We start from the raw sequence: 18,865 nt of genomic DNA on the forward strand, positions 1-18,865 counted from the left end.
GGTACCGCGCTCAGGCGTCCCGTGTGCTTTCGCCGCGACTCATCCCGCGCCGGTACGCGGCCGGGCTCGTCGCCGCGACACGCCGGAAATGCCGGCGCAGCGACTCCTCGGAACCGAACCCCGCACGCGCCGCGACCTGCGCGAGCGACAGCGCGGGATGCGCTTCGAGCATGTCCTTCGCGACGTTCACGCGTTCGCGGATCAGCCACGCGAGCGGCGACATCCCCGTCGCGTCCGCGAACTGACGCTGCAGCGTGCGCGTGCTCATCGCGGCCTGCGCGGCGAGCGACGCAAGCGTATGCGGCTCGGCCGCGTGCGCGCGCATCCAGTCGATCAGCTTCGCGAGCCGGTCGGTGCCGCCCGGCGCGACCGGGCGCGGCACGAACTGCGCCTGCCCGCCGTCGCGATGCGGCGGCAGCACGAGGCGCTGCGCGACCCGGTTCGCGATCGCGCCGCCGTGATCGCGGCGCACGAGATGCAGCAGCATGTCGAGCCCCGCCGCCGATCCGGCCGAGGTGATCACCTGCCCTTCGTCGACGTACAGCGCATCGGGATTCACGCGCAGCGCCGGATAGCGCGCCTGCAGTTTCTCCGCATAGCGCCAGTGGGTCGTCACCGTGAGGCCGTCGAGCACGCCGGCCGCGGCCAGCACGAACACGCCCGAACAGATCGAGCAGAGCCGCGCGCCGCGACGATGCGCGGCCCGCAGTTTCTTCAGCAGCGGCTCCGGCGGCAGTTCGTCCGGATCGCGCCAGCCGGGAATCACGATGGTGTCGGCGCGATCGAGCGTCGCGAGCCGATAGGGCGCGGCGACCGTGATGCCGCCCGCCGCGCGCACGGGCCCCGGCTCGCTCGCGCAGACCGCGAAGCGATACCAGTCGACCCCGAGCTCGGGGCGTTCGAGGGCGAACAGTTCGACCACGCAGCCGAATTCGAACGTGCAGAGGCGATCGTAGGCGAGTGCGACGACGAGATGATTGTGCATGGCGCGATGTTACCGGAACTTGTCGATCGCGCCACTGCCGCGAAACGCGCCGAACCGCGATACTGCCCCTCATTCCACCGCGTTCCACGCAATCTTCAGGAGAACCTGCCATGTCCTACGTCACCGACGTGCCCGCCGCCGACAGCCCCGCCGCCCTCGCGCATTTCGAGGCGTCGCTGCGCTTCGAGACCGATTGCTGGGACGTGCACGACGCGCTCGCATCGGGCGCGCCCGATTTCGTGCTGCTCGACGTGCGCGGCCCCGATCAGTTCGCCGCCGGCCACGTGCCCGGCGCGCGCAACCTGCCGCGCCGCAAGATCATCGAGAGCAAGCTCGCCGGCTATCCGGCCGGCACGCTGTTCGTCGTCTACTGCGCGGGCCCGCACTGCAACGGCGCCGCACGCGCGGCGATCCAGCTCGCGCGCCTCGGCCGGCCGGTCAAGCTGATGATCGGCGGTGTGACGGGCTGGCTCGACGAAGGTTTCGCGCTGAGCAACGAAGTGCAGCCGGCGGACGCCGAAGCCGGCTGATCGTCATTAAAATCGCAACAATCAATTGCTTGGCCACGGCCTGCACGCAAACGGAAAAAGCGCGATACTCGGTTCCATTGCAGTTCGGATGGAGCAGCAACATGCAGAACGCAGTCCTGATTCAAGTGGCCGGTTCGGTGGCCGCGATCGCGATCTATTTTCTGCCGGCGGTCATTGCCGACCGGCGTGGCCGGCACGACAAGCTGACGGTCGCGATGTTCAACGCGCTGTTCGGGTGGACCGGCATCGGCTGGCTGATGACGCTGTACTGGGCCTGCCAGCCGAACCCGCGCACCGACGTCGCGCAGACGATCCTCGCGAAGCGCCGTGGCATCAGCATGCGAACCTTCTCGACCGGCCTCGTCGAACGCGTGCAGCGCCGCGTTGCCGCCCAGGAGCAATGGGCGGAGAAACAAGGTTGCCGCTAAGTCCCTTTTTCCCCTTCAGCGTACCGCGTCGAACTTCGGCATCCTGACGTTGGTCGACGCGCGGTAGTCCCACGCCAGCCCGACGTGCGGCGGTACGCCGCCCGCACGCAGCCACGCCCCGAACGCCCCCGCCGTCACCGCCCGCGCGATCCGCTCGCCCGGGCAACCGTGCGGCCCCGTGCCGAAGCCGAAATTCGGCCCGGCCGCGCGGTCAGGCATGAACCGCTGCGGGTCGCGATGCACGGCCGGGTCGCGGTTCGCGGCGGCGAGCACGACGAGAATCGCGTCGCCCGCTTCGACGGTCACGCCTTCGATCGCCGTGCGCGATGCGACGAAGCGGCGCGTGTTCTGCACCGGTGAATCGAAGCGCCCGACTTCGGCAACGAATGCGTCGAGCGCGGCATCGTCCGGCGTGACGCGCGCGGCGCGCGCCCCCGCTTCCCCGTTCCACGCCACCAGCGTATTGCCGAGCCACGCGGCGGTCGCCTCGCAGGTCTGCGACAGCAGCCCGACGAGATTCGCGACCAGCGCGCCGCTCGCGTGCCAGCCCGACGCGCGGGCCGCCTGCTGCACGGCGGCAACGAGCGTGCCGTCGTGCGCCTGCGTCTGCGCGACGCGCGCCGTCATCCGGTCGAGCAGCGCTCGCGCAGCGTCGCTCGCGCGGGCCAGTGCCGCGGCATCCGACAACGGCGACAGCGCGGCGACGAAATCGACGACCTGCGCCGCGATACCGTCGAGCTGCGTCTCGTCGAAGCCGAGCAGATCGGCAACCGCGCAAACGGGCACCGTCATGCACCACGCGTTCAACGCGCCGGCATCGCCCGGCGCCGGCAAGCGCCGTGCGGCAATCCGCGCGGCACGGTCGCGCAGCGCCGCCGTGTCGATCGGCGCGAACGCCGTGCGCAGCGCCTGCTTCGGCACGTCGTGCCGCAACGCGCCGTCGTTCATGCGCACCAGCTCGCCGAACAGCGCGCCGGCCGTCGTGCCGCGCAATGCGGGCGGCACGGGGGCGTCCAGCGGGCGAACCCGGCAGGCCGGATGGCCGAGCACGGCCGTCACGGCGGCCGCGCGGCTCGCGACCCACAGGCCGAGCGTGGCGTCGAACGCGAGCGGCGGCCCGTCGACGAGCGCCGCATAATAGGGATAGGGATCGCGGTGCGTGACCGCTGCGATGGAATCGGTCGGGTTCATGCAGACAGTATCGGCGCAGTGCACGGCCGCATGTTTCGGGCTGACGTGAAATGTCGCGGCGCGGGTGCCGGGCGTGACGGCATCGCGACGACAGCGAATCGTCAGGCAGCCGACCGGTAGCGATGCGACTGCATCCGCATGCGAACGCGCCCGGCCGAAATCGCGCGCGGCTCGGCCACCACCGTGTCGTGAGGGAACATTTCCTGCCGGAATTCGCCGTTTTCGTCGAACCACTGGCAGATCAGCCAGTCGCCGTCGTCGAATACGACCGGCCCGGCATAGGTGACGGTCATGCGTGGCCCGCCCGTCTTCAGCGTCACGACATCGCCGACGCGAAACCTGACGCGTTGATTTTCTCGGTTCGTCATCGCTCTCTCAGCATTTATATATATCGATATTCCCGGCGGACCACCCACTGTCCTTTCGAACGTGCCGCAGATTATCAATCAAATAATCAGCCGGCAACTCCCGCGGTCAAAAACATACTGACCGAGGAAATGCAACAATGCGCGGCATCGACGCGCCCGGCGAGCGCCCGATCGCCCGGTCCGGCGCGGCTTATGCGCCGACGCCAGCCGAACGGGCGGGAATGCGGAGAATAGACGATGTATTTTGCGTCGTCACCGATGTTTAATTCAGACGCGAAATCGGTTGATTATTGTCAATCAGCTTTCGACTGGAAACGATCCCACCATTTATCTGCGCTCATTCCCCGAACAAAACCGGCGAATTATCGGGTGACGCAAACCAGCGGTTGATATCGCGCCCGGGCACGGCAGCTTGCGTAAACGTAAACGTGCCGTCCTGCGCCATCTCCTTCGCCGCGCGCAGAAACGCGCCGAGCGCGGCCCGCGCCAGCGCGCCGCCGACGCTCACGCGCTTCACGCCGAGCGCCGCCAGCGCGTCGAGGCTCAGCAAGCCGCCCTGCAGCCCCATCACGACGTTCACGGGCGCGCCGACCGCCTGCGTCACCGCCGCGATGTCGTCCGCATCGGTGATGCCCGGCGCGTACAGCACGTCGGCGCCCGCATCGCGATAGGCGACGAGCCGCGCGATCGTGTCCGCGAGGTCGGGGCGGCCATGCAGGTAGTTTTCGCAGCGCGCCGTCAGCGTGAACGGAAACGGCAGCGCGCGTGCCGCGGCGACGGCCGCCGCGATACGCTCGATCGCCGCATCGCGGGCATAGATCGGCGCATCGGCGCGGCCCGTCGCGTCCTCGATCGAGCCGCCCACCGCGCCGGCCTCGGCCGCGAGCCGGATCGTTTCGGCCACCGTGTCGGGCGCGTCGCCGAAGCCGTTCTCCAGATCCGCGCTGACGGGCAAGCCGCCCGCGGAGACGATCTCGGCGATGTGATCGAGCATCGCGTCGCGGTCGATCGCGTTGTCGGGCTGCCCTTTCGAAAACGCGTAGCCGGCACTCGTGGTCGCGAGCGCCTCGAAGCCGGCCATCGCGAGCAGGCGCGCGGTGCCGGCGTCCCACGGGTTCGGGATGATGAAGGCGCCGGGGCGCGCATGCAGGGCGCGGAAGGCTTCGGCTTGGCGGGCTTGCAGGTCGGAACGGGTCATCGCGGACTCCGGAAGGAAGTTGACGACCGAGCTTACGCCGGTCGTGCACGCGACGTTTCAGCGTTCGCCGAAATGTCGTCGCGCGACCGGCAAAACCCGGCACGCCGACCGTACGCCCGCAATCGGCCACGAGCGGGCCGGCACCGCCGCCTGCCCGTCGCCGGCCCACGATTGTTCAGATCGATGCGGCCGGCCCGCCGTCGATGCCGAGCAACACGTCGGTGACGGCCTCGGAGAAGCGCATCGCGCGGCCGTCGATCAGCACGTCGTCCGGATTCGACGGATCCCGCGTGGCGTGCGGCACGCCGTGCGCGAGCAGCACCCGCGCGCATGCCTCCCAGTCGGCCGCGCCGACCTGCTCCGGTTCGTTGACGGATGCCCACGACAACGTGCCGAGCGCGTCGCTCCCGAACCCGTGCAGGTCGCGCCAGTTCGCGCCGTGCGCGAGCAGGAACGCCAGCAAGTCCGCGTCGCCGCGGAACACCGCGTGATTCAGCGCGCTCGCGTCCCAGTCGCCGCCGCGCGCGGCGATCGGCCAGCCCAGTTCGACCATGACCTTCACCGCGTCGCCCGAACCCCATGCGGCGGCGTCCGGCAGCAACCGCAGCCGTTCAGCGGGCAGCGCGCCGGGCAGTTCGGGATGCCGCGCCTGGATGCGCCGCGCATCGTCGGCGTCGGCGCGCGCGCAGGCTGCCACGAACGCGTCCGCCGCGTCGAGCGCCTCTTCCGCGCCGGCCGCACGCAACAAGGCCGCGACGTCGGACAGCCCGGTCTGCATCGCCAGCCGGTACGCACTGATGCCTGTCGGCGTTTGCGCGCGGGGATCGGCGCCGGCCGCCAGCAGCGCGGCGACGTGGCGCGCCGAGCAGCGCACGCCGATCGCCCGCAACAACGGCGCGCCCCAGGTTTGCGCGAGCCCCGCGCCGGGCGGCTCGTTCGGGTCGCCGCCATGCGCGAGCAGCAGTTCGAGCGCGTCGGCATCGCGCATGTCGAACGCGCGCCGCAACGCATTCGTCCCGCCCACCCGCGCGCCGTGTTCGAGCAGCACGCGCGTGCAGGCCGGATGCTCCACCGAGTGATACAGCGATTCGCCGTCGTTCGGGTCGGCGCCGGCTTCCAGCAGCATCGCGGTGAGAACCGGATCGCGATTGACGCCCGCCGCGCCGTACAGCGCCGACAGCGGCCCCGCTTCGTCGGGTTCGGCGAGCGACGCAGGCGGAAAGCGGTTGCCGATCCGCTGGTTCGGATCGGCGCCGGCATCGAGCAGAAGACGCGCGCAGGCGCGCAGCCTGGCGGCGAACTCGGGAAGCTGCCCGAGCCGCGAATGCGTGACGGCGACCAATGGCGGCAGCTTCAACGGGCCGCCGGCGCGCGCGATCCAGCCGGGATCGGCGCCCAGCGCCGCCTTCACGGCGTCGAGGTCGCCGGCCGCGCAGGCGATGGTCGGATCGTCCGCGACGAGCTCGGGATGGTCGAGCAACAATTGCGCGGCGACGCGCGGCCGGGGCGCGGCGACGCCACCGGTCACGTCGCCGCCGTACGCCAGGTCGAGCCAGCGCCGGACCAGCTGCGCGCGCTGTTGCCCCGCCAGCGCATGCGTTTCGACGAACGCGCCGAGATCGGCCCATGACGCAAAGCCGTACTCGCGCGCGATGCACGATTGCGCGTCATGCAGCCGAAGCCCGAGCGCGAGCGCTTCGTCGTGCGTGCGGTTCGCGGCGGCAGGGAGAAACCGGACAAAGCGCGCGACGGCATCGGCGTCGCCTTGCCGGTACAGGCGCAACAATGCCTTGGCCTGCTTTTTCAGATGATCGGGATGGGCGTTGGGAGGCAGCTTTTTCATGCGGATCCTCGTGCAGTGAATGGCCGAAGGTCCGCAATACCGCCAGCACAAAGGACAGGGGGAAAGCTGAATTTGCTGCGACAGGTGGGTTCAACCCTTTCCGCGGACCCGGAAGCGACCTGCATCGCTGCCCGGTATCCTAGGCGACGGCCGGCGGCGACGTCAACCGCGCCGCGCCCTGCGGCGGCGACACTCAGTCCGCGAGCTGCTTCGTCAGGAAAATGCGCGCGTGTCCGACCGGATAATCCGGCAGCTCCCCGAAGCGGACATAGCCGCGTTTCTCGTAGAACGGCCGTGCCTGGAAGTCGAACGTGTCGAGCCACGCGCTGTGGCAGCCGCGCGCGACGGCTTCCGCCTCGGCCAGATCCATGATGCGCGTGCCCGCGCCCTGGCCGCGCGCGGCCTCGGGCACCACGAGCAGGTCGACATGCAGCCAGCCGTACGCCGTGCTGCCCCACAGGCCACCGACCACCGCGCCCTCGCCATCGGTCACGACCACGGCCAGCGGACGGGCGTCGATCGGGCCCGCCTGGCTTTCGTTGAACCGGATGAGCGGCGCGACGATCTGCTTGCGCACGTTCGCGTCGCCCGCGTCCGTCACCTCGTATGTGAACGTCATCGGTTGAATCCGCTTGAATCCTGAATGAGGAAGGAGCGACGCCGCACGCACCGCGTCAGACGACGTAAGCGCCCTTCGCGTGCAGTTCCGCTTCCGTGCGCTCGAGCGCCGCGATCGCATCGCTGCCTTCGAGCGCCAGCAACTGCGCGACCAGCGCTTCGGCCATCGCATGCGCGGCCACCAGCGACGGAAAGAACGACGGGCTGTCGTGCGTGAAGATCAGTTGCGCATCCGCGTGCAGTGCGATCGGCGACACCGCGCTGTCGGTGATCGCGACGATCCGGCTGCCCTGCGCCTTCGCGGCCTGCGCGACGCGCGTCGCTTCCTGCGAATACGGCGCGAAACTGACGACGACGGTCACGCTCTGCTTCGCGATCGTGCGCAGCTCCATCTCGAGCGAACCGGCGACGCCATTGAGCAGCGACACGGTCGGACGGAACAGCCGGTAGCCGTACACGAAGCCGAACGCGACCGGATAACACGAGCGAAACCCCGCGACGTGCACGTGCGACGCCTTGCGGATCAGTTTCGCGGCATCGGCGAGCGCGTGCTCGTTCTGCGCGGCGGTGGCCGACAGGTTGTGTTGTTGCGCGGCGAGCAGGTCGTGCGCGAGCGACGCCTGCGCGTCGGGCCGCACGAGCGAGCGTGCCCGCTGCGTGAGCGGCTCGGGGCGCGTGCGCACGCGTGCCACGCACAGGTCGCGCAGCTCGTTCCAGCCGGGGAAACCGAATTGCTGCGCGAGCCGCACGAGCGAGGCGGGCTGCACCTGCGCGCGCTGGGCGACCTTGCGCATCGACGAGGTGGCGACTTCGTCGGGATGATCGAGCAGGAAGGCAGCGCCCGCCTGGAATTGCGGGCTCAGCTCGGAAAATTGCGCCCGGATCCGGGACGCGAGTTCGTCGAAATTGGCGGCCATCTTGGTGGGAACGGGAACCGGTCGTCCATGGTATCACCGGCCCCGCGCGCACCGGTCAGCGCAGCACTTCGACGTGATCGGCGTCGACCTTCACGCTGCCCGACCATTTGCGCTCGAATTCGCCGGTCACCTTCACTTCGTTCTTGTCGCTGACGGGCTGGCCGGCCGCCCACAGCTTGCGGTCGATCTCGACGCGGATCGTGCCGGTCGCATCGGCGAATTCGTAATCCTCGCCGCCGACATGCTTGACGATGCGGCCCTGCAGCTGCACGTGCTGGTCGTCCTTGCCGTTCGCGAGCAGCTCCTTCACGGTGGTCGTGGTCAGCGTGGACGGCCCCGTGTATTGCGCGTAGACGGCGGCGGGCAGCGTGGCGAGCGCAACCGTCAGGATTCTGGCCAGGTGTTTCATGATCGTGGTCCTCTTCTTCGATGTGACGCCGCGCCCCGTTGAACGCGACGGCGCCAGATTACGGACCGTAAGATTAAGCAAACCTGAAGGTCGCCCGGAAGCGACGCGGTGCCGCATCGGACGCACGGGAGCGCCCGCCGCGCGCCGCCCGCATTTAAGCTGCGCCTAAGACACGGGCGCTTATCATGGGAACCCCGGGTGCCACGGCGCCCCGTTGAAGAGACACGAATTCATGCGCGTATTGCTCGTCGAGGACGATCCGCTGATCGGCAGCGGGCTCGAACAGGGCCTCAAACAGGAAGGCTTCGCGGTCGACTGGGTGAAGGACGGCGACGCCGCGTCGCTCGCGCTGCGCGCGACCGGCTACGGCCTGCTGCTGCTCGATCTCGGGCTGCCGAACCGCGACGGCCTGTCGGTGCTCGCCGCGCTGCGCCGCCGCGACGAAACCCTCCCCGCGATCATCATTACCGCGCGCGACGGCGTGCCCGACCGCATCGCGGGCCTCGACAGCGGCGCGGACGACTATCTCGTCAAGCCGTTCGAGCTCGACGAACTGCTCGCCCGCATCCGCGCCGTGACCCGCCGCCATGCGGGCCGCGCGCAGACGACGCTCGTGATCGGCCCGCTGCGGCTCGACCCCGTCAAGCACCTCGTCTGGCTCAACGACGACGAAGTGCCGCTGTCGCCGAAGGAGTTCGTGCTGCTGCACGAGCTGATGCGCGACCCGGGCGCGGTGATCTCGCGCGAGCAGTTCGAGGAACGGCTGTACAGCTGGGGCGAGGAAATCGAGAGCAACGCCGTGCAGGTGCATATTCACAACCTGCGCAAGAAACTCGGCCACGACATGATCCGCACGGTGCGCGGCGTCGGCTACCGGATCGGTGACGGCGCATGACGCGCATCCAACGGGCGATCGCGCGCTGGCGCAACGCGTCGCTGCGGCGGCGCCTGCTGACGTGGCTGATGCCGGCCGCGTGCGTGATCGGCCTCGTCGCGAGTGCGGGCACCTACTGGGGCGCACTGCGCGAACTCGACGACCTGCTCGACGACCAGATGCGCAGCATGTCGAAGCAGATCGTCGTCGGCCCGAACGGCGAACTGTCGTTCAGCAACCATGCCAACGGCAAGCACGGCTTCGAAGCGAGCGATCCCGACGCCGTGCTGCTGCAGGTGTGGCGCAACGGCGCGCTCGTGTATTCGACCGACCGCGATTCGAAACTGCCGCCGCCCGAGCAGAAAGGCATCGCGAGCGTCGACGTCGATGGCCAGCCGTGGCGCACCTATGTGACCGAGCGCGGCGGCACGACGATCCGGCTCGCGCAGGCACGCCACGCGCGATGGGAAGCGATCGCGGGCATCGCCGTGCACCTGCTGTGGCCGGTGTTCTCGATGCTGCCGCTGCTCGCGATCGGCCTGTGGTTCGGCATCGGCGCGGGGCTGCGGCCGCTGCGCACGATTGCATCCGGCCTCAAACGAAGGAATGCGAACAATCTGGAACCGGTCGACGTGGGCGCGATGCCGAACGAAGTCCGCCCGCTCGCCGAAGCGATCAACGACCTGCTCGCGCGCCTCGACCGCTCGTTCACGCTGCAGCGCCACTTCATCGCCGATGCCGCGCACGAGTTGCGCACGCCAATCATGGGGCTGTCGATCCAGTCGCAGCTGCTGCGGCGCGCGGCGACCGCCGAGGAACGCGAGCACATCCTCGCGCAGATCCAGGCGGGCACGACGCGCCTCGGCCACCTCGCCGAGCAGTTGCTGACGCTCGCGCGCCTCGAGCCCGACGCGCAGGCGGCCGCTTCCGCATCGGCGCCCGTCGATCTCGCCGCGCTGTGCCGGTCGGTGGTATCGGATCGCACGCGCGTCGCCGACGCGCACCGGATCGATCTCGGCGCGATCGTGTCGACGCCGGTGATGACGTCGGGCAATGCGGACACGCTGCGCGTGCTGCTGAACAACCTCGTCGACAACGCGATCCGCTATGCGGGCGCCGGTGCGCGCGTCGATGTGTCCGCGCGGATCGACGGCACGACGCCCGTGCTCGAAGTCGCCGACGACGGCCCCGGGATCCCGGAAGCCGAACGCAACGACGTGTGGGAGCGCTTCTATCGCGGTGAAGGCGCGCAGGCCGTCACGTCGTCGGGCAGCGGGCTCGGGCTGTCGATCGTCAAGCGGATCGCCGAACAGCATCGCGCGACGGTCGCGCTCGGCACCACGCACGGCGGACGCGGGCTGACCGTCACGGTGCGCTTTCCGCAGCCGGCCTGACGCGCGGGCGACGCACGACGCACGGCTTTTCCACAGATTGTGTTGGCAAGCTTGTGGACAACCTGCCATTAACGACACCAAGCCATTGATCGGAAAGGGTTTGCCGGTCGTGCGCGGCAAATGCGCCACGCCGGGTCAGCTACGCACCCGCCTCAGTTGTCGTCGACGATTCGCTCGATCCGCAGGCCGGTCGAGGTTTCGAGGATGCTGGCGTGATGCTCGACACGGCAATACAGTCGCCCCTTCGGATAGTCGTCCGGCCTGGGGCGCGTGCGATCCTCGACATGAACGACGACGGTGCCTCCGCTCGGATTCGCACCGACTCGCTCGCCCATGTAATAGAGCTGGCCGTTCAACTGGTAATAGCCGTGCCCGAGATACCAGAACGAGTCCTTCTCCGTCGCGATCGGCTGGTTGCCGAGGTAGATCGCGTTGCCCTTTCTGACGATCGGATAGAACAGCAAGCCGATTTGCGGCTCGATGACGGTGTAGTGATTGGCACGGATGTCGTCGAGCACCTTGTCGCGAATTTGTTCGCTCAGGTAGGCGCGCTCGCCGAAATACTCGGTGTGACGGTAGGCCGGCTGACAGGCATGCGCACTCGTGCCGCATACCACCGCCATCAACGGCACGGCGATCGATTTCCAGATCGTTCTCACTGATTTCTCTCCAGGTTCCTTATTGTTGGCCTGCGATCCGGCGCGGCAAATGTTACCGGTGCCGGATCGCATCGCCAGTTTATCTACCCGGCCTCGTTCCGTGACGTTTAATCGCAAAATTGACAACTAGTTGTCTAATACGTAAAGTAGTTGTCAATTCATCCTGCGTATCGAACATGACGAAATCCGCGAAGTTGACCACCGTCGCGCTGTCCGTATTCCGCTTGAACGGCCTGCTGATCGAATGGGGCAACACCTTTGCCGGGCCGCACGGCCTGACCAGTGCGCGCTGGCAGGTGCTGGGCGCCATCTCGCTGGCGCCGGAAGCCCCGAACATCCCGCAGATCGCCGACGCGATGGGCATCACGCGGCAGGCGGTGCTGAAGCAGATCAACGTGCTGACCGACGAAGGGCTGGTTGAGTCGCTACCCAATCCGGCACACAAGCGTTCCCCTTTGTACGCGCTGACGCCACGCGGCGAGGGGGCCTATCAGGCCGTGGTCGGGCAGTGGCAACAGCATGTCCGCGACATCGCCGGCGATTTCAGTTCGGCTGACCTGGATGCAGCGATCCGCGTGCTGTCGGCGATGTCCCGTGCACATGGCGCCGATGCATCGACGTGAACGTTCAATCACCCCGGTCACCCATAGGAGTTCCCATGCCTCATTTCAAACCGATGGATCCGGCCTTTCCGATCCAGCAACAGATCGCCATCGACGCGGAGCCGGTCGTCCTCGTCAACGTGTTCACGCTGGCCGCCGCCGACGAAGCGGACTTTCTCGCCGTGTGGAAGGACGACGCCGAATTCATGAAGCGGCAGCCGGGATTCATCTCGACCCAGTTGCATCGCGCGCTGGGCGACAGTCCGACTTACCTGAACTACGCGATCTGGGAATCGACCGCGGCGTTTCGCGCGGCGTTCACGCATCCGGCGTTCGTCGCCAAGCTGTCGGCCTATCCGTCGTCCGCCGTCGCGAGCCCGCACCTGTTCCAGAAAGTCGGTGTGGCCGGTATCTGCACCGCGTGAGTGCACACGGGAATCGGGGCAACGCGTGGCATTGGCGGGCGTGTCGCGCGTCGCTCGCGCACCCGGACTTCTCCACAGAAAATGTTGGCAAGCTTGTGGATATCCTGCGCACCGCAACGCTAAGCCCTTGATCCGACGGACTTTGGCACGCGTGATGCAGACGAGGCCCGGTGACGGCCATCGCCTACACCGCTTCGCCGCACTTCGCATCACGACGCCACGACGATGCGCGCCGCAGTCGGCGCACACGTGCCCGCCATGCGCGGCGCCACTTACCCACAGATTTTGTTGGCAAGCTTGTGGATATCCTGCGCAAGCCTGCGCTAACCCGTTGATCGCACGACGTTTCATGCACGGCGTCACGGTTGCGGCACCCTACGGCCCCGGCCTGCGCGCAAGCGCACGATCCCGCGCGACAGCAGCGCCTCACCGTCACCTTGACGCTCGCGCCCGCCACGCGTCAAGATCACGCGAGCCGCCGCGGCCGCGCATCATCGGCTACTCGCGACGGCTCAACGCGCCGGCCGTTCCGCCGGCGCCGCACCACGACACCTCACTCCGAGGAAGACCATGGAACACTTCACCGCGTGGCAGCTGGTCGTCTCACTCGTGCTGGTCGCCGTCGTCATCTATCCGTACGTCCGCATCGTTCGGCGCACCGGGCATTCGGGCTGGTGGATCCTGACGATGTTCGTCCCGGTCCTGAACTTCATCATGTTGTGGGTGTTCGCGTTCGCGCGCTGGCCCACCGTCGACGATCGGCAGCCCTGATCGTCGCCAGCGCGGCCGCCAGGCTTGTCCACAGATTTTGTTGGCAAGCATGTGGATAGCCTGCGCATACCGCGACCAAGCGCTTGATCCGAAAGACTTTGTCCGCGCCGCTTCAAATGCGGCACGCGGCCGGAAAAGTGCCGCTCGCACGCCCATTCGCCACGTGACCGGGCGCCTTCCGCGCGTGCGGACCGGCTTGTCCACAGATTGTGTTGGCAAGCGTGTGGATAGCCTGCGCATACCAAGGCCAAGCGCTTGATCCGAAAGACTTTGTCCGCGCCGCCTCAAATGCGGCACGGCGGCCCGCGCCACGCCGGATGCGGCCGCGCGCGGGGTTGTCCACACTTTTTGTTGGCAAGCATGTGGATATCCTGAGCATGCGTGACCTAAGTCGTTGATCGCACAACGTTTGATCACGCGGGTCACGGTTGCGGCACGGCATGCACGCGGATCGCGTCACGCACGGCGTGCCGCCCGCCTCAACCGAATGCCCGGACCACGATGCGTGCGACCGACGCGATCACGTCGTCCTTCGCGCGCGCATCGGCACGCGCCTGCGTGTAGTACACGGCCAGCGCGATCGGCGCACCCGACGGCGACCACACGACACCCGCGTCGTTGGTCGTCCCGTAGTCGCCGGTGCCCGTCTTGTCGCCGACCGTCCACCCGGCCGGCACACCCGCACGGATCCGCTTGTCGCCGACCTTGTTGCCGCGCATCCACGCGACGAGCTGCGCACGCTGCGCGGCCGGCAACGCCTCGCCGACCATCAGCACGCGCATGCTCGCGGCCATCGCGGCCGGCGTCGTCGTGTCGCGCAGGTCGCCCGGCAGCGCGGTATTCAGTTCGGTCTCCCATCGATCGAGCCGGAACGTGTCGTCGCCGATCGAGCGCGCATAGGCCGTCACCGCCGACGGGCCGCCGAGCAGCTTCATCAGCAGGTTCGCGGCCGAGTTGTCGCTGTACTGGATCGTAGCCTCGCACAGCGCGGCGACGGTCATGCCGTCGTCGACATGCTTGCCCGACACCGGCGAATAGTTGACGAGGTCGGCCTGGGTGTACGTCACGCGCTGTTGCAGCAACGCCGGTCGTTCGACGCTCTGCGCCAGCACCGCCGCGCTCAGCATCGCCTTGAACGTGCTGCAGAACGGGAAGCGCTCGTTCTGACGATGTTCCACGCGCCGGCCGGTCGCGATGTCGATCGCGCACACGCCAAGGCGGCCGCCGGCGCTGCGTTCGAGCTCGGCCAGCATCTGCCCGGCGGCAGCGGGTGTCACGGCCGCCGCCGCAGCCGCGGCCGTTGCGTCGTCCGGCGCCGCGGCCTGCCGCGACGCGCATGCGGCAACGGTCAACGCAAGCGGCGCCGTCGCAGCGGCCAGCAACAGGGTTCGACGTTTCGATGAATAGGTCATGTCGGTTGTCTCGTGGTGGAATGTGAGCGAAAGGATGTTGAACGCGCCCGGCCGGCGAGACAGCACTATCGGGACTTTACGGTTGCCTGACAAGCAAAGATAATTGAGCGCTGACAAAAGAAATTCTTATGACTAAGCTCCGCCCTCATCTTCCGCTCAATGCGCTGCGCGCGTTCGAATCGTCGGCGCGCCACCTGAACTTCACGCGCGCCGGCCTCGAGCTGAGCGTGACCCAGGCCGCGGTCAGCCAGCAGGTGCGCTCGCTGGAGGAGCGGCTCGGCTGCACGCTGTTCACGCGACTGCCGCGTGGCCTCGGGCTCACCGACGAGGGGCGCGCGCTGCTGCCGGTGCTCAGCGACGCGTTCAGCCGCATCGAGACCGTGCTCAAGCAGTTCGACGGCGGGCGCTTCCACGAGGTGCTGACGCTCGGCGTCGTCGGCACCTTTGCCCTAGGCTGGCTAATGCCGCGCTTGAAGCAGTTCGGCGATACGCATCCGTTCGTCGAGCTGCGGATGCGGACCAACAACAACGTCGTCGACCTGGCCGCCGAGGGCCTCGACTTCGCGATCCGCTTCGGGGAAGGCAACTGGCCGGCCACGCGCAACGAGCGTCTGCTCGACGCGCCGCTCACCGCGCTGTGCGCGCCGGACATCGCGCGGCGCCTCGCGCAACCGGCCGATCTCGCGAACGAAACGCTGCTGCGGTCGTACCGCACCGACGAATGGCATGGCTGGTTCGACGCCGCGCAGCTCGCGCCGTGGGCGGTCAACGGGCCCGTGTTCGATTCGTCGCGGCTGATGGTCGAGGCTGCGATGCAGGGCGCGGGCGTCGCGCTCGCGCCGGCGTGCATGTTCGCGCGCGAACTGCAGCTCGGCCTGCTCGTGCGGCCGCTCGACATCGACGTGCGCGCCGGCGGCTACTGGCTCACTTCGCTGAAGTCGAAACCGCTCACGCCGGCGATGACGCTCTTTCGCGACTGGATCGTGGCCGAGGCGGCCGCGACGGCGCAGGCCGAATGACCCGGCCCGGCTTGTCCACAGAAAGTGTTGGCAAGGATGTGGATATCCTGGGTACCCGGGACCTAAGCCCTTGATCGCGCACGAATTAGCGTTCCGACGCAGACATCGGGCAGCCTCTGTTCACGGGCGTCGCGAGCCGGCCCCCGACGGCCCGATCCTCAACTGTCGCGACGCAATCGATTGCGAGTTGTCCACAGAATATGTTGGCAAGCCTGTGGATATCCTTCCCATGCGGCGCGTAACATCCTGATACAAAAGGGGATTCAATCCACGGATCTTGCGAGGTCAACCCTGTGGCAGCGCCGGCGCTTTCGCACGGCCCGCGCCGCACCCGGCTCGGGGCCGGACGGTTCTCCACAGATTGTGTTGGCAAGCTTGTGGATATCCTGCGTACCGGCCACCTAACTCCTTGAGCGCACGGGGTTTTGTGCTTCATCTACAGAATCGGGCAGCCCCGGCGCGGCCCGTGCGGCAGGCGCCGGGGCCGGGGCCGGGGCCATCCGGGCATCAATGCCGGTCGAGCCCGCCGCGCAATTCGCTCGCCTTGTCGCGCAGCGCCTCGTAACCCGAGCGGGCATGCTCGGGCAGGTCGGGATCGCCGATCAGCGCACCGAGCGTTTCGATCAGGCTGAACAGGATGCCCTTCGCCGCGCCGACCGCGATGCTCTGCGATTCGATCGACTTGTGCAGGTGGTCGACCGCCGCTTCCAGATTCTCGAGCTTGTGCTCGCTGTCGTCGGGCCGGTTGTCGGTCGTCATCGTCTACCTCCGCCATCGTTCAAGGGTCATGTCACGATTCTATGCCGCTGCACGCGAACGTGGCGCGACATCGCGCAACGTTCGCGCCGCGCCGCGCTACAGCACCGCGACCACCTTCACGCGGCCCGGCTGCTCCGCCGCCGCGACGACCTGGCCGTCGACGCGGCGGAACGTGAGCGACACGGTTTCGTCACCGACGCGCAACGCGTCGATCCGCAGCCAGTCGACGCCTTCCGGCAGCGTCGGGCGCTCGACGCGCACCTCGTGGCGCGATGCGTCGATGCTCACGCCGAGGCAGGCCTGCAGCATCATGAACGGCGCACCGGCCGCCCACGCCTGCGGCAGGCAGGCCACCGGATACGCGGTCGGCGGTTCGCCGCGCCGGCGCGGGAACCCGCAGAACAGTTCGGGCAGGCGCATCTCGAAGCTCACTGCCGCCTCGAACAGCGCACGCAGCAGGTTCACCGCGGCGGTCTTGTCGCCGTAGCGCGCCAGCCCGCGCGCGATCAGCGCATTGTCGTGCGGCCACACCGAGCCGTTGTGATACGCCATCGGGTTGAAGCGCGGCTGGCCGGCCGCGAGCGTGCGGATGCCCCAACCCGTCTGGAACAGCGCCGAGCCGAGCACGCCGGCGACCGCCGCGCCGCGCTCGGCGTCGGGCAGACCGAATGCGAGCAGGTGGCCCGCGTTCGACGCGAACACGCGGCACAGGTCGCCATGACCGTCGAGCGCGATGCCGTAGAAATTGCCTTCCGGCATCCAGAACAGCGCGTCGACCTGCTCGCGCAGCGTCTTCGCGCGCAACGCATAGCGGGTGGCATCGGCCGCGTGGCCGCGCCGGTGCGAGCACATCGACATCGCATCGAGCGCCGCGCACGCATACGCCTGCACCTCAACGAGCGCGATCGGCCCGTCCGGGAAGCGGCCGTCCGCGTGGAACACCGAATCGTGGCTGTCCTTCCAGCCCTGGTTCGCGAGGCCGCGCTCCGACGTGCGCTGGTAATCGAGCAGTCCGTAAGGATTGCGGTCGCACTTGTCGATCACCCATTGCGCGGCGCGCTCGAGCGCGGGCCACAGCTCGTCGATCAGCGCATCGTCGCCGGTGCGTTCGACGTATGCGCCCGCGAGCACGATGAACAGCGGCGTCGTATCGACCCCACCGTAGTACAGCGCGAACGGCACCTCGCCGGTCGCGGCCATCTCGCTGCGGCGGAACTCGTGCATGATCTTGCCGGGCTCCGCGTCGCGGAATGCGGACGTCTCGCGCGCCTGGTGCTCGGCCAGAAAGCGCAGCACGCCGCGCGCGAGCGACGGCTGCAGCCACAACATCTGCAGCGACGTGATCACCGCGTCGCGGCCGAACGGCGTCGAGAACCACGGAATGCCCGCGTACGGGTACGGCCCCGTGTCGAGCTGCGTCGTGAGCAGCCCGAGATCCGCGAGCGAGCGGTCGAGCCACGCGTCGAACAGCGGATTGCCGGTGTTCACGCGCGCCATCGATTCGCGCCGCGCGCGCATCTCGCGGTGCACGCCGACGAGCGCGGTGCGCAGCGCGACGCGGCCGCACCCCGGCCCTTCCGCATGCGCGGGGCCGAGCGTCGCGTCGACGGTCAGGTAGATCGACACGCAGGCCTGCGCGGCGATCGTCAGCGTGTAGTCGGCACGATCGACCGACAGCGCATCGGGCGCCGGCGAGAAATGCACGGTCACGTTGCGCTCGACGCTGTCGAGGCCGTCATAGCGCAGCCGCACCGCGCCCGCGTCCACACGCGGCGCCGCCACGGTGCCGCGCTTCGGGCGCTGTGTGCCGCGCACCTCGAACATGTCCTTGAAATCGGCCGCGAACGACAGCGACAGCGGCACCTCGGCTTCGCTCGCGCCGTAGTTCGTCAGCGTCAGCGCTTCGTAAAGCACGTCGCCCGCGAGCACGCGCATCCGCTCGATGTGGATCACGCCTTCGGGCGTTTCGTGGCCGCCGAGCGGCGGCAGCGGACGGTTCGTCAGGTGTGCGGTGAACGACGCGTTGTCGGCGCTGGTCGCGCCCGACAGCAGCGACGGCGCGCGACCGCCGAAGGTCAGGCGCCACGTCGACAGCACGCGCATGTCGTCAACGAACAGGCCGTCGTCGTGACCGCCGATGTCGCCGAGCGCGTCGCTGACCACGAACGCGTCGCCGGATTTCAGCACGTACTGGTTGTTGCGCGCCAGTGCCTGCGGATCGGCTTCAGGCGCGATGAAGGCGGGGCCCGTCGGTGCGATCGGGGCAACAGGCGCGACTTGCGGCGCCTGGGTCGTCGTGGCTTCAGCGTGATTCGGCATCGATGCTCCTGTGTCGGGTCGCAACGCGCGGCGCGTCGCGTGTTTCGCACAGGATAGGACAGAACCGGGAACGTGCGCAGCGAGGAAAAAGCCGCGACACCGTGCGACGTTGCCGTCACCGCATGGCGTCGCGTTCAGGCACAT

20 protein-coding genes are annotated in these 18,865 nt (G+C 68.4%); 8 read left to right on the top strand and 12 right to left on the bottom strand.

Translation table 11 applies throughout. From position 1 onward, the window contains the following. Positions 1–10: 10 nt before the first annotated feature. Positions 11–985, bottom strand: a complete 975-nt coding sequence (gene ftrA, locus QZM35_RS16035) for a transcriptional regulator FtrA (protein WP_089426989.1) — start codon at positions 983–985, stop codon at positions 11–13. Positions 986–1,095: 110 nt separating this feature from the next. Between ftrA and QZM35_RS16040 the strand changes: the two genes are divergently transcribed. Then, a complete protein-coding gene (locus tag QZM35_RS16040; protein WP_089426988.1) occupies positions 1,096–1,515 on the top strand; it encodes a rhodanese-like domain-containing protein in 420 nt (139 codons plus the stop codon). A gap of 101 nt (positions 1,516–1,616) precedes the next feature. Further along, on the top strand, positions 1,617–1,943 hold the full coding sequence (locus QZM35_RS16045) for a superinfection immunity protein (RefSeq protein WP_011354384.1): 327 nt from the start codon (positions 1,617–1,619) through the stop codon (positions 1,941–1,943). 15 nt (positions 1,944–1,958) lie between these two features. Here QZM35_RS16045 and QZM35_RS16050 read toward each other — a convergent pair whose 3' ends face one another. The 7 genes from QZM35_RS16050 to QZM35_RS16080 form a co-directional block, all read right to left on the bottom strand. After that, entirely contained in the window at positions 1,959–3,134 is a 1,176-nt protein-coding gene (locus tag QZM35_RS16050) for a cytochrome P450 (protein WP_301776347.1), read from the bottom strand. 101 nt (positions 3,135–3,235) lie between these two features. Then, positions 3,236–3,502, bottom strand: a complete 267-nt coding sequence (locus QZM35_RS16055) for a YodC family protein (protein WP_089426987.1) — start codon at positions 3,500–3,502, stop codon at positions 3,236–3,238. A 337-nt stretch (positions 3,503–3,839) separates the two neighbouring features. Next, positions 3,840–4,700, bottom strand: a complete 861-nt coding sequence (locus QZM35_RS16060) for an isocitrate lyase/phosphoenolpyruvate mutase family protein (protein WP_089426986.1) — start codon at positions 4,698–4,700, stop codon at positions 3,840–3,842. A 175-nt stretch (positions 4,701–4,875) separates the two neighbouring features. Beyond that, positions 4,876–6,543, bottom strand: coding sequence for an ankyrin repeat domain-containing protein (locus tag QZM35_RS16065; RefSeq protein WP_301776348.1), 1,668 nt, complete (start codon positions 6,541–6,543; stop codon positions 4,876–4,878). Positions 6,544–6,736: 193 nt separating this feature from the next. After that, the gene (locus QZM35_RS16070; protein WP_301776349.1) at positions 6,737–7,162 is read right to left on the bottom strand and encodes an N-acetyltransferase; all 426 of its coding nucleotides are present in this window, start codon (positions 7,160–7,162) and stop codon (positions 6,737–6,739) included. A 55-nt stretch (positions 7,163–7,217) separates the two neighbouring features. Next, entirely contained in the window at positions 7,218–8,078 is an 861-nt protein-coding gene (locus QZM35_RS16075) for a MurR/RpiR family transcriptional regulator (RefSeq protein ID WP_089426983.1), read from the bottom strand. 55 nt (positions 8,079–8,133) lie between these two features. Then, on the bottom strand, positions 8,134–8,487 hold the full coding sequence (locus tag QZM35_RS16080) for a YgiW/YdeI family stress tolerance OB fold protein (RefSeq protein WP_089426982.1): 354 nt from the start codon (positions 8,485–8,487) through the stop codon (positions 8,134–8,136). Between the two features lie 232 nt (positions 8,488–8,719). Between QZM35_RS16080 and QZM35_RS16085 the strand changes: the two genes are divergently transcribed. Together QZM35_RS16085 and QZM35_RS16090 are read left to right on the top strand one after the other, a co-directional pair. Beyond that, on the top strand, positions 8,720–9,382 hold the full coding sequence (locus QZM35_RS16085) for a response regulator (RefSeq protein WP_089426981.1): 663 nt from the start codon (positions 8,720–8,722) through the stop codon (positions 9,380–9,382). After that, positions 9,379–10,755, top strand: coding sequence for an ATP-binding protein (locus QZM35_RS16090; RefSeq protein ID WP_089426980.1), 1,377 nt, complete (start codon positions 9,379–9,381; stop codon positions 10,753–10,755). The genes QZM35_RS16085 and QZM35_RS16090 overlap by 4 nt, the downstream gene beginning before the upstream one ends. Positions 10,756–10,907: 152 nt before the next feature. On the opposite strand, the gene QZM35_RS16095 is transcribed toward QZM35_RS16090, so the two are convergent. Further along, on the bottom strand, positions 10,908–11,414 hold the full coding sequence (locus QZM35_RS16095; protein ID WP_301776350.1) for a hypothetical protein: 507 nt from the start codon (positions 11,412–11,414) through the stop codon (positions 10,908–10,910). Between the two features lie 176 nt (positions 11,415–11,590). On the opposite strand from QZM35_RS16095, the gene QZM35_RS16100 reads away from it, so the two are divergent. The 3 genes from QZM35_RS16100 (at position 11,591) to QZM35_RS16110 (ending at position 13,212) form a co-directional block, all read left to right on the top strand. Continuing rightward, on the top strand, positions 11,591–12,037 hold the full coding sequence (locus tag QZM35_RS16100; protein WP_301776351.1) for a MarR family winged helix-turn-helix transcriptional regulator: 447 nt from the start codon (positions 11,591–11,593) through the stop codon (positions 12,035–12,037). A gap of 35 nt (positions 12,038–12,072) precedes the next feature. Beyond that, positions 12,073–12,441: an antibiotic biosynthesis monooxygenase gene (locus QZM35_RS16105; protein WP_089426977.1), complete on the top strand. Its 369-nt coding sequence runs from the start codon at positions 12,073–12,075 to the stop codon at positions 12,439–12,441. A 570-nt stretch (positions 12,442–13,011) separates the two neighbouring features. Further along, complete coding sequence (locus QZM35_RS16110) at positions 13,012–13,212, top strand: membrane protein (protein WP_046548390.1); 201 nt, start codon at positions 13,012–13,014, stop codon at positions 13,210–13,212. A gap of 479 nt (positions 13,213–13,691) precedes the next feature. On the opposite strand, the gene blaPEN-bcc is transcribed toward QZM35_RS16110, so the two are convergent. Then, positions 13,692–14,624 carry a PEN family class A beta-lactamase, Bcc-type gene (gene blaPEN-bcc / locus QZM35_RS16115; protein WP_301776352.1) on the bottom strand — a complete coding sequence of 311 codons (933 nt, stop codon included), beginning with the start codon at positions 14,622–14,624 and terminating at the stop codon, positions 13,692–13,694. 128 nt (positions 14,625–14,752) lie between these two features. On the opposite strand from blaPEN-bcc, the gene penR reads away from it, so the two are divergent. Then, complete coding sequence (gene penR, locus QZM35_RS16120) at positions 14,753–15,643, top strand: beta-lactamase transcriptional regulator PenR (RefSeq protein ID WP_089433036.1); 891 nt, start codon at positions 14,753–14,755, stop codon at positions 15,641–15,643. 507 nt (positions 15,644–16,150) lie between these two features. Here penR and QZM35_RS16125 read toward each other — a convergent pair. Continuing rightward, on the bottom strand, positions 16,151–16,402 hold the full coding sequence (locus QZM35_RS16125; protein WP_011354368.1) for a hypothetical protein: 252 nt from the start codon (positions 16,400–16,402) through the stop codon (positions 16,151–16,153). A gap of 96 nt (positions 16,403–16,498) precedes the next feature. Beyond that, the gene (locus tag QZM35_RS16130; RefSeq protein WP_301776353.1) at positions 16,499–18,721 is read right to left on the bottom strand and encodes an amylo-alpha-1,6-glucosidase; all 2,223 of its coding nucleotides are present in this window, start codon (positions 18,719–18,721) and stop codon (positions 16,499–16,501) included. Between the last annotated feature and the right edge of the window lie 144 nt (positions 18,722–18,865).

It is taken from the genome of Burkholderia sp. AU45274 (assembly GCF_030482505.1).
GTDB lineage: Bacteria > Pseudomonadota > Gammaproteobacteria > Burkholderiales > Burkholderiaceae > Burkholderia.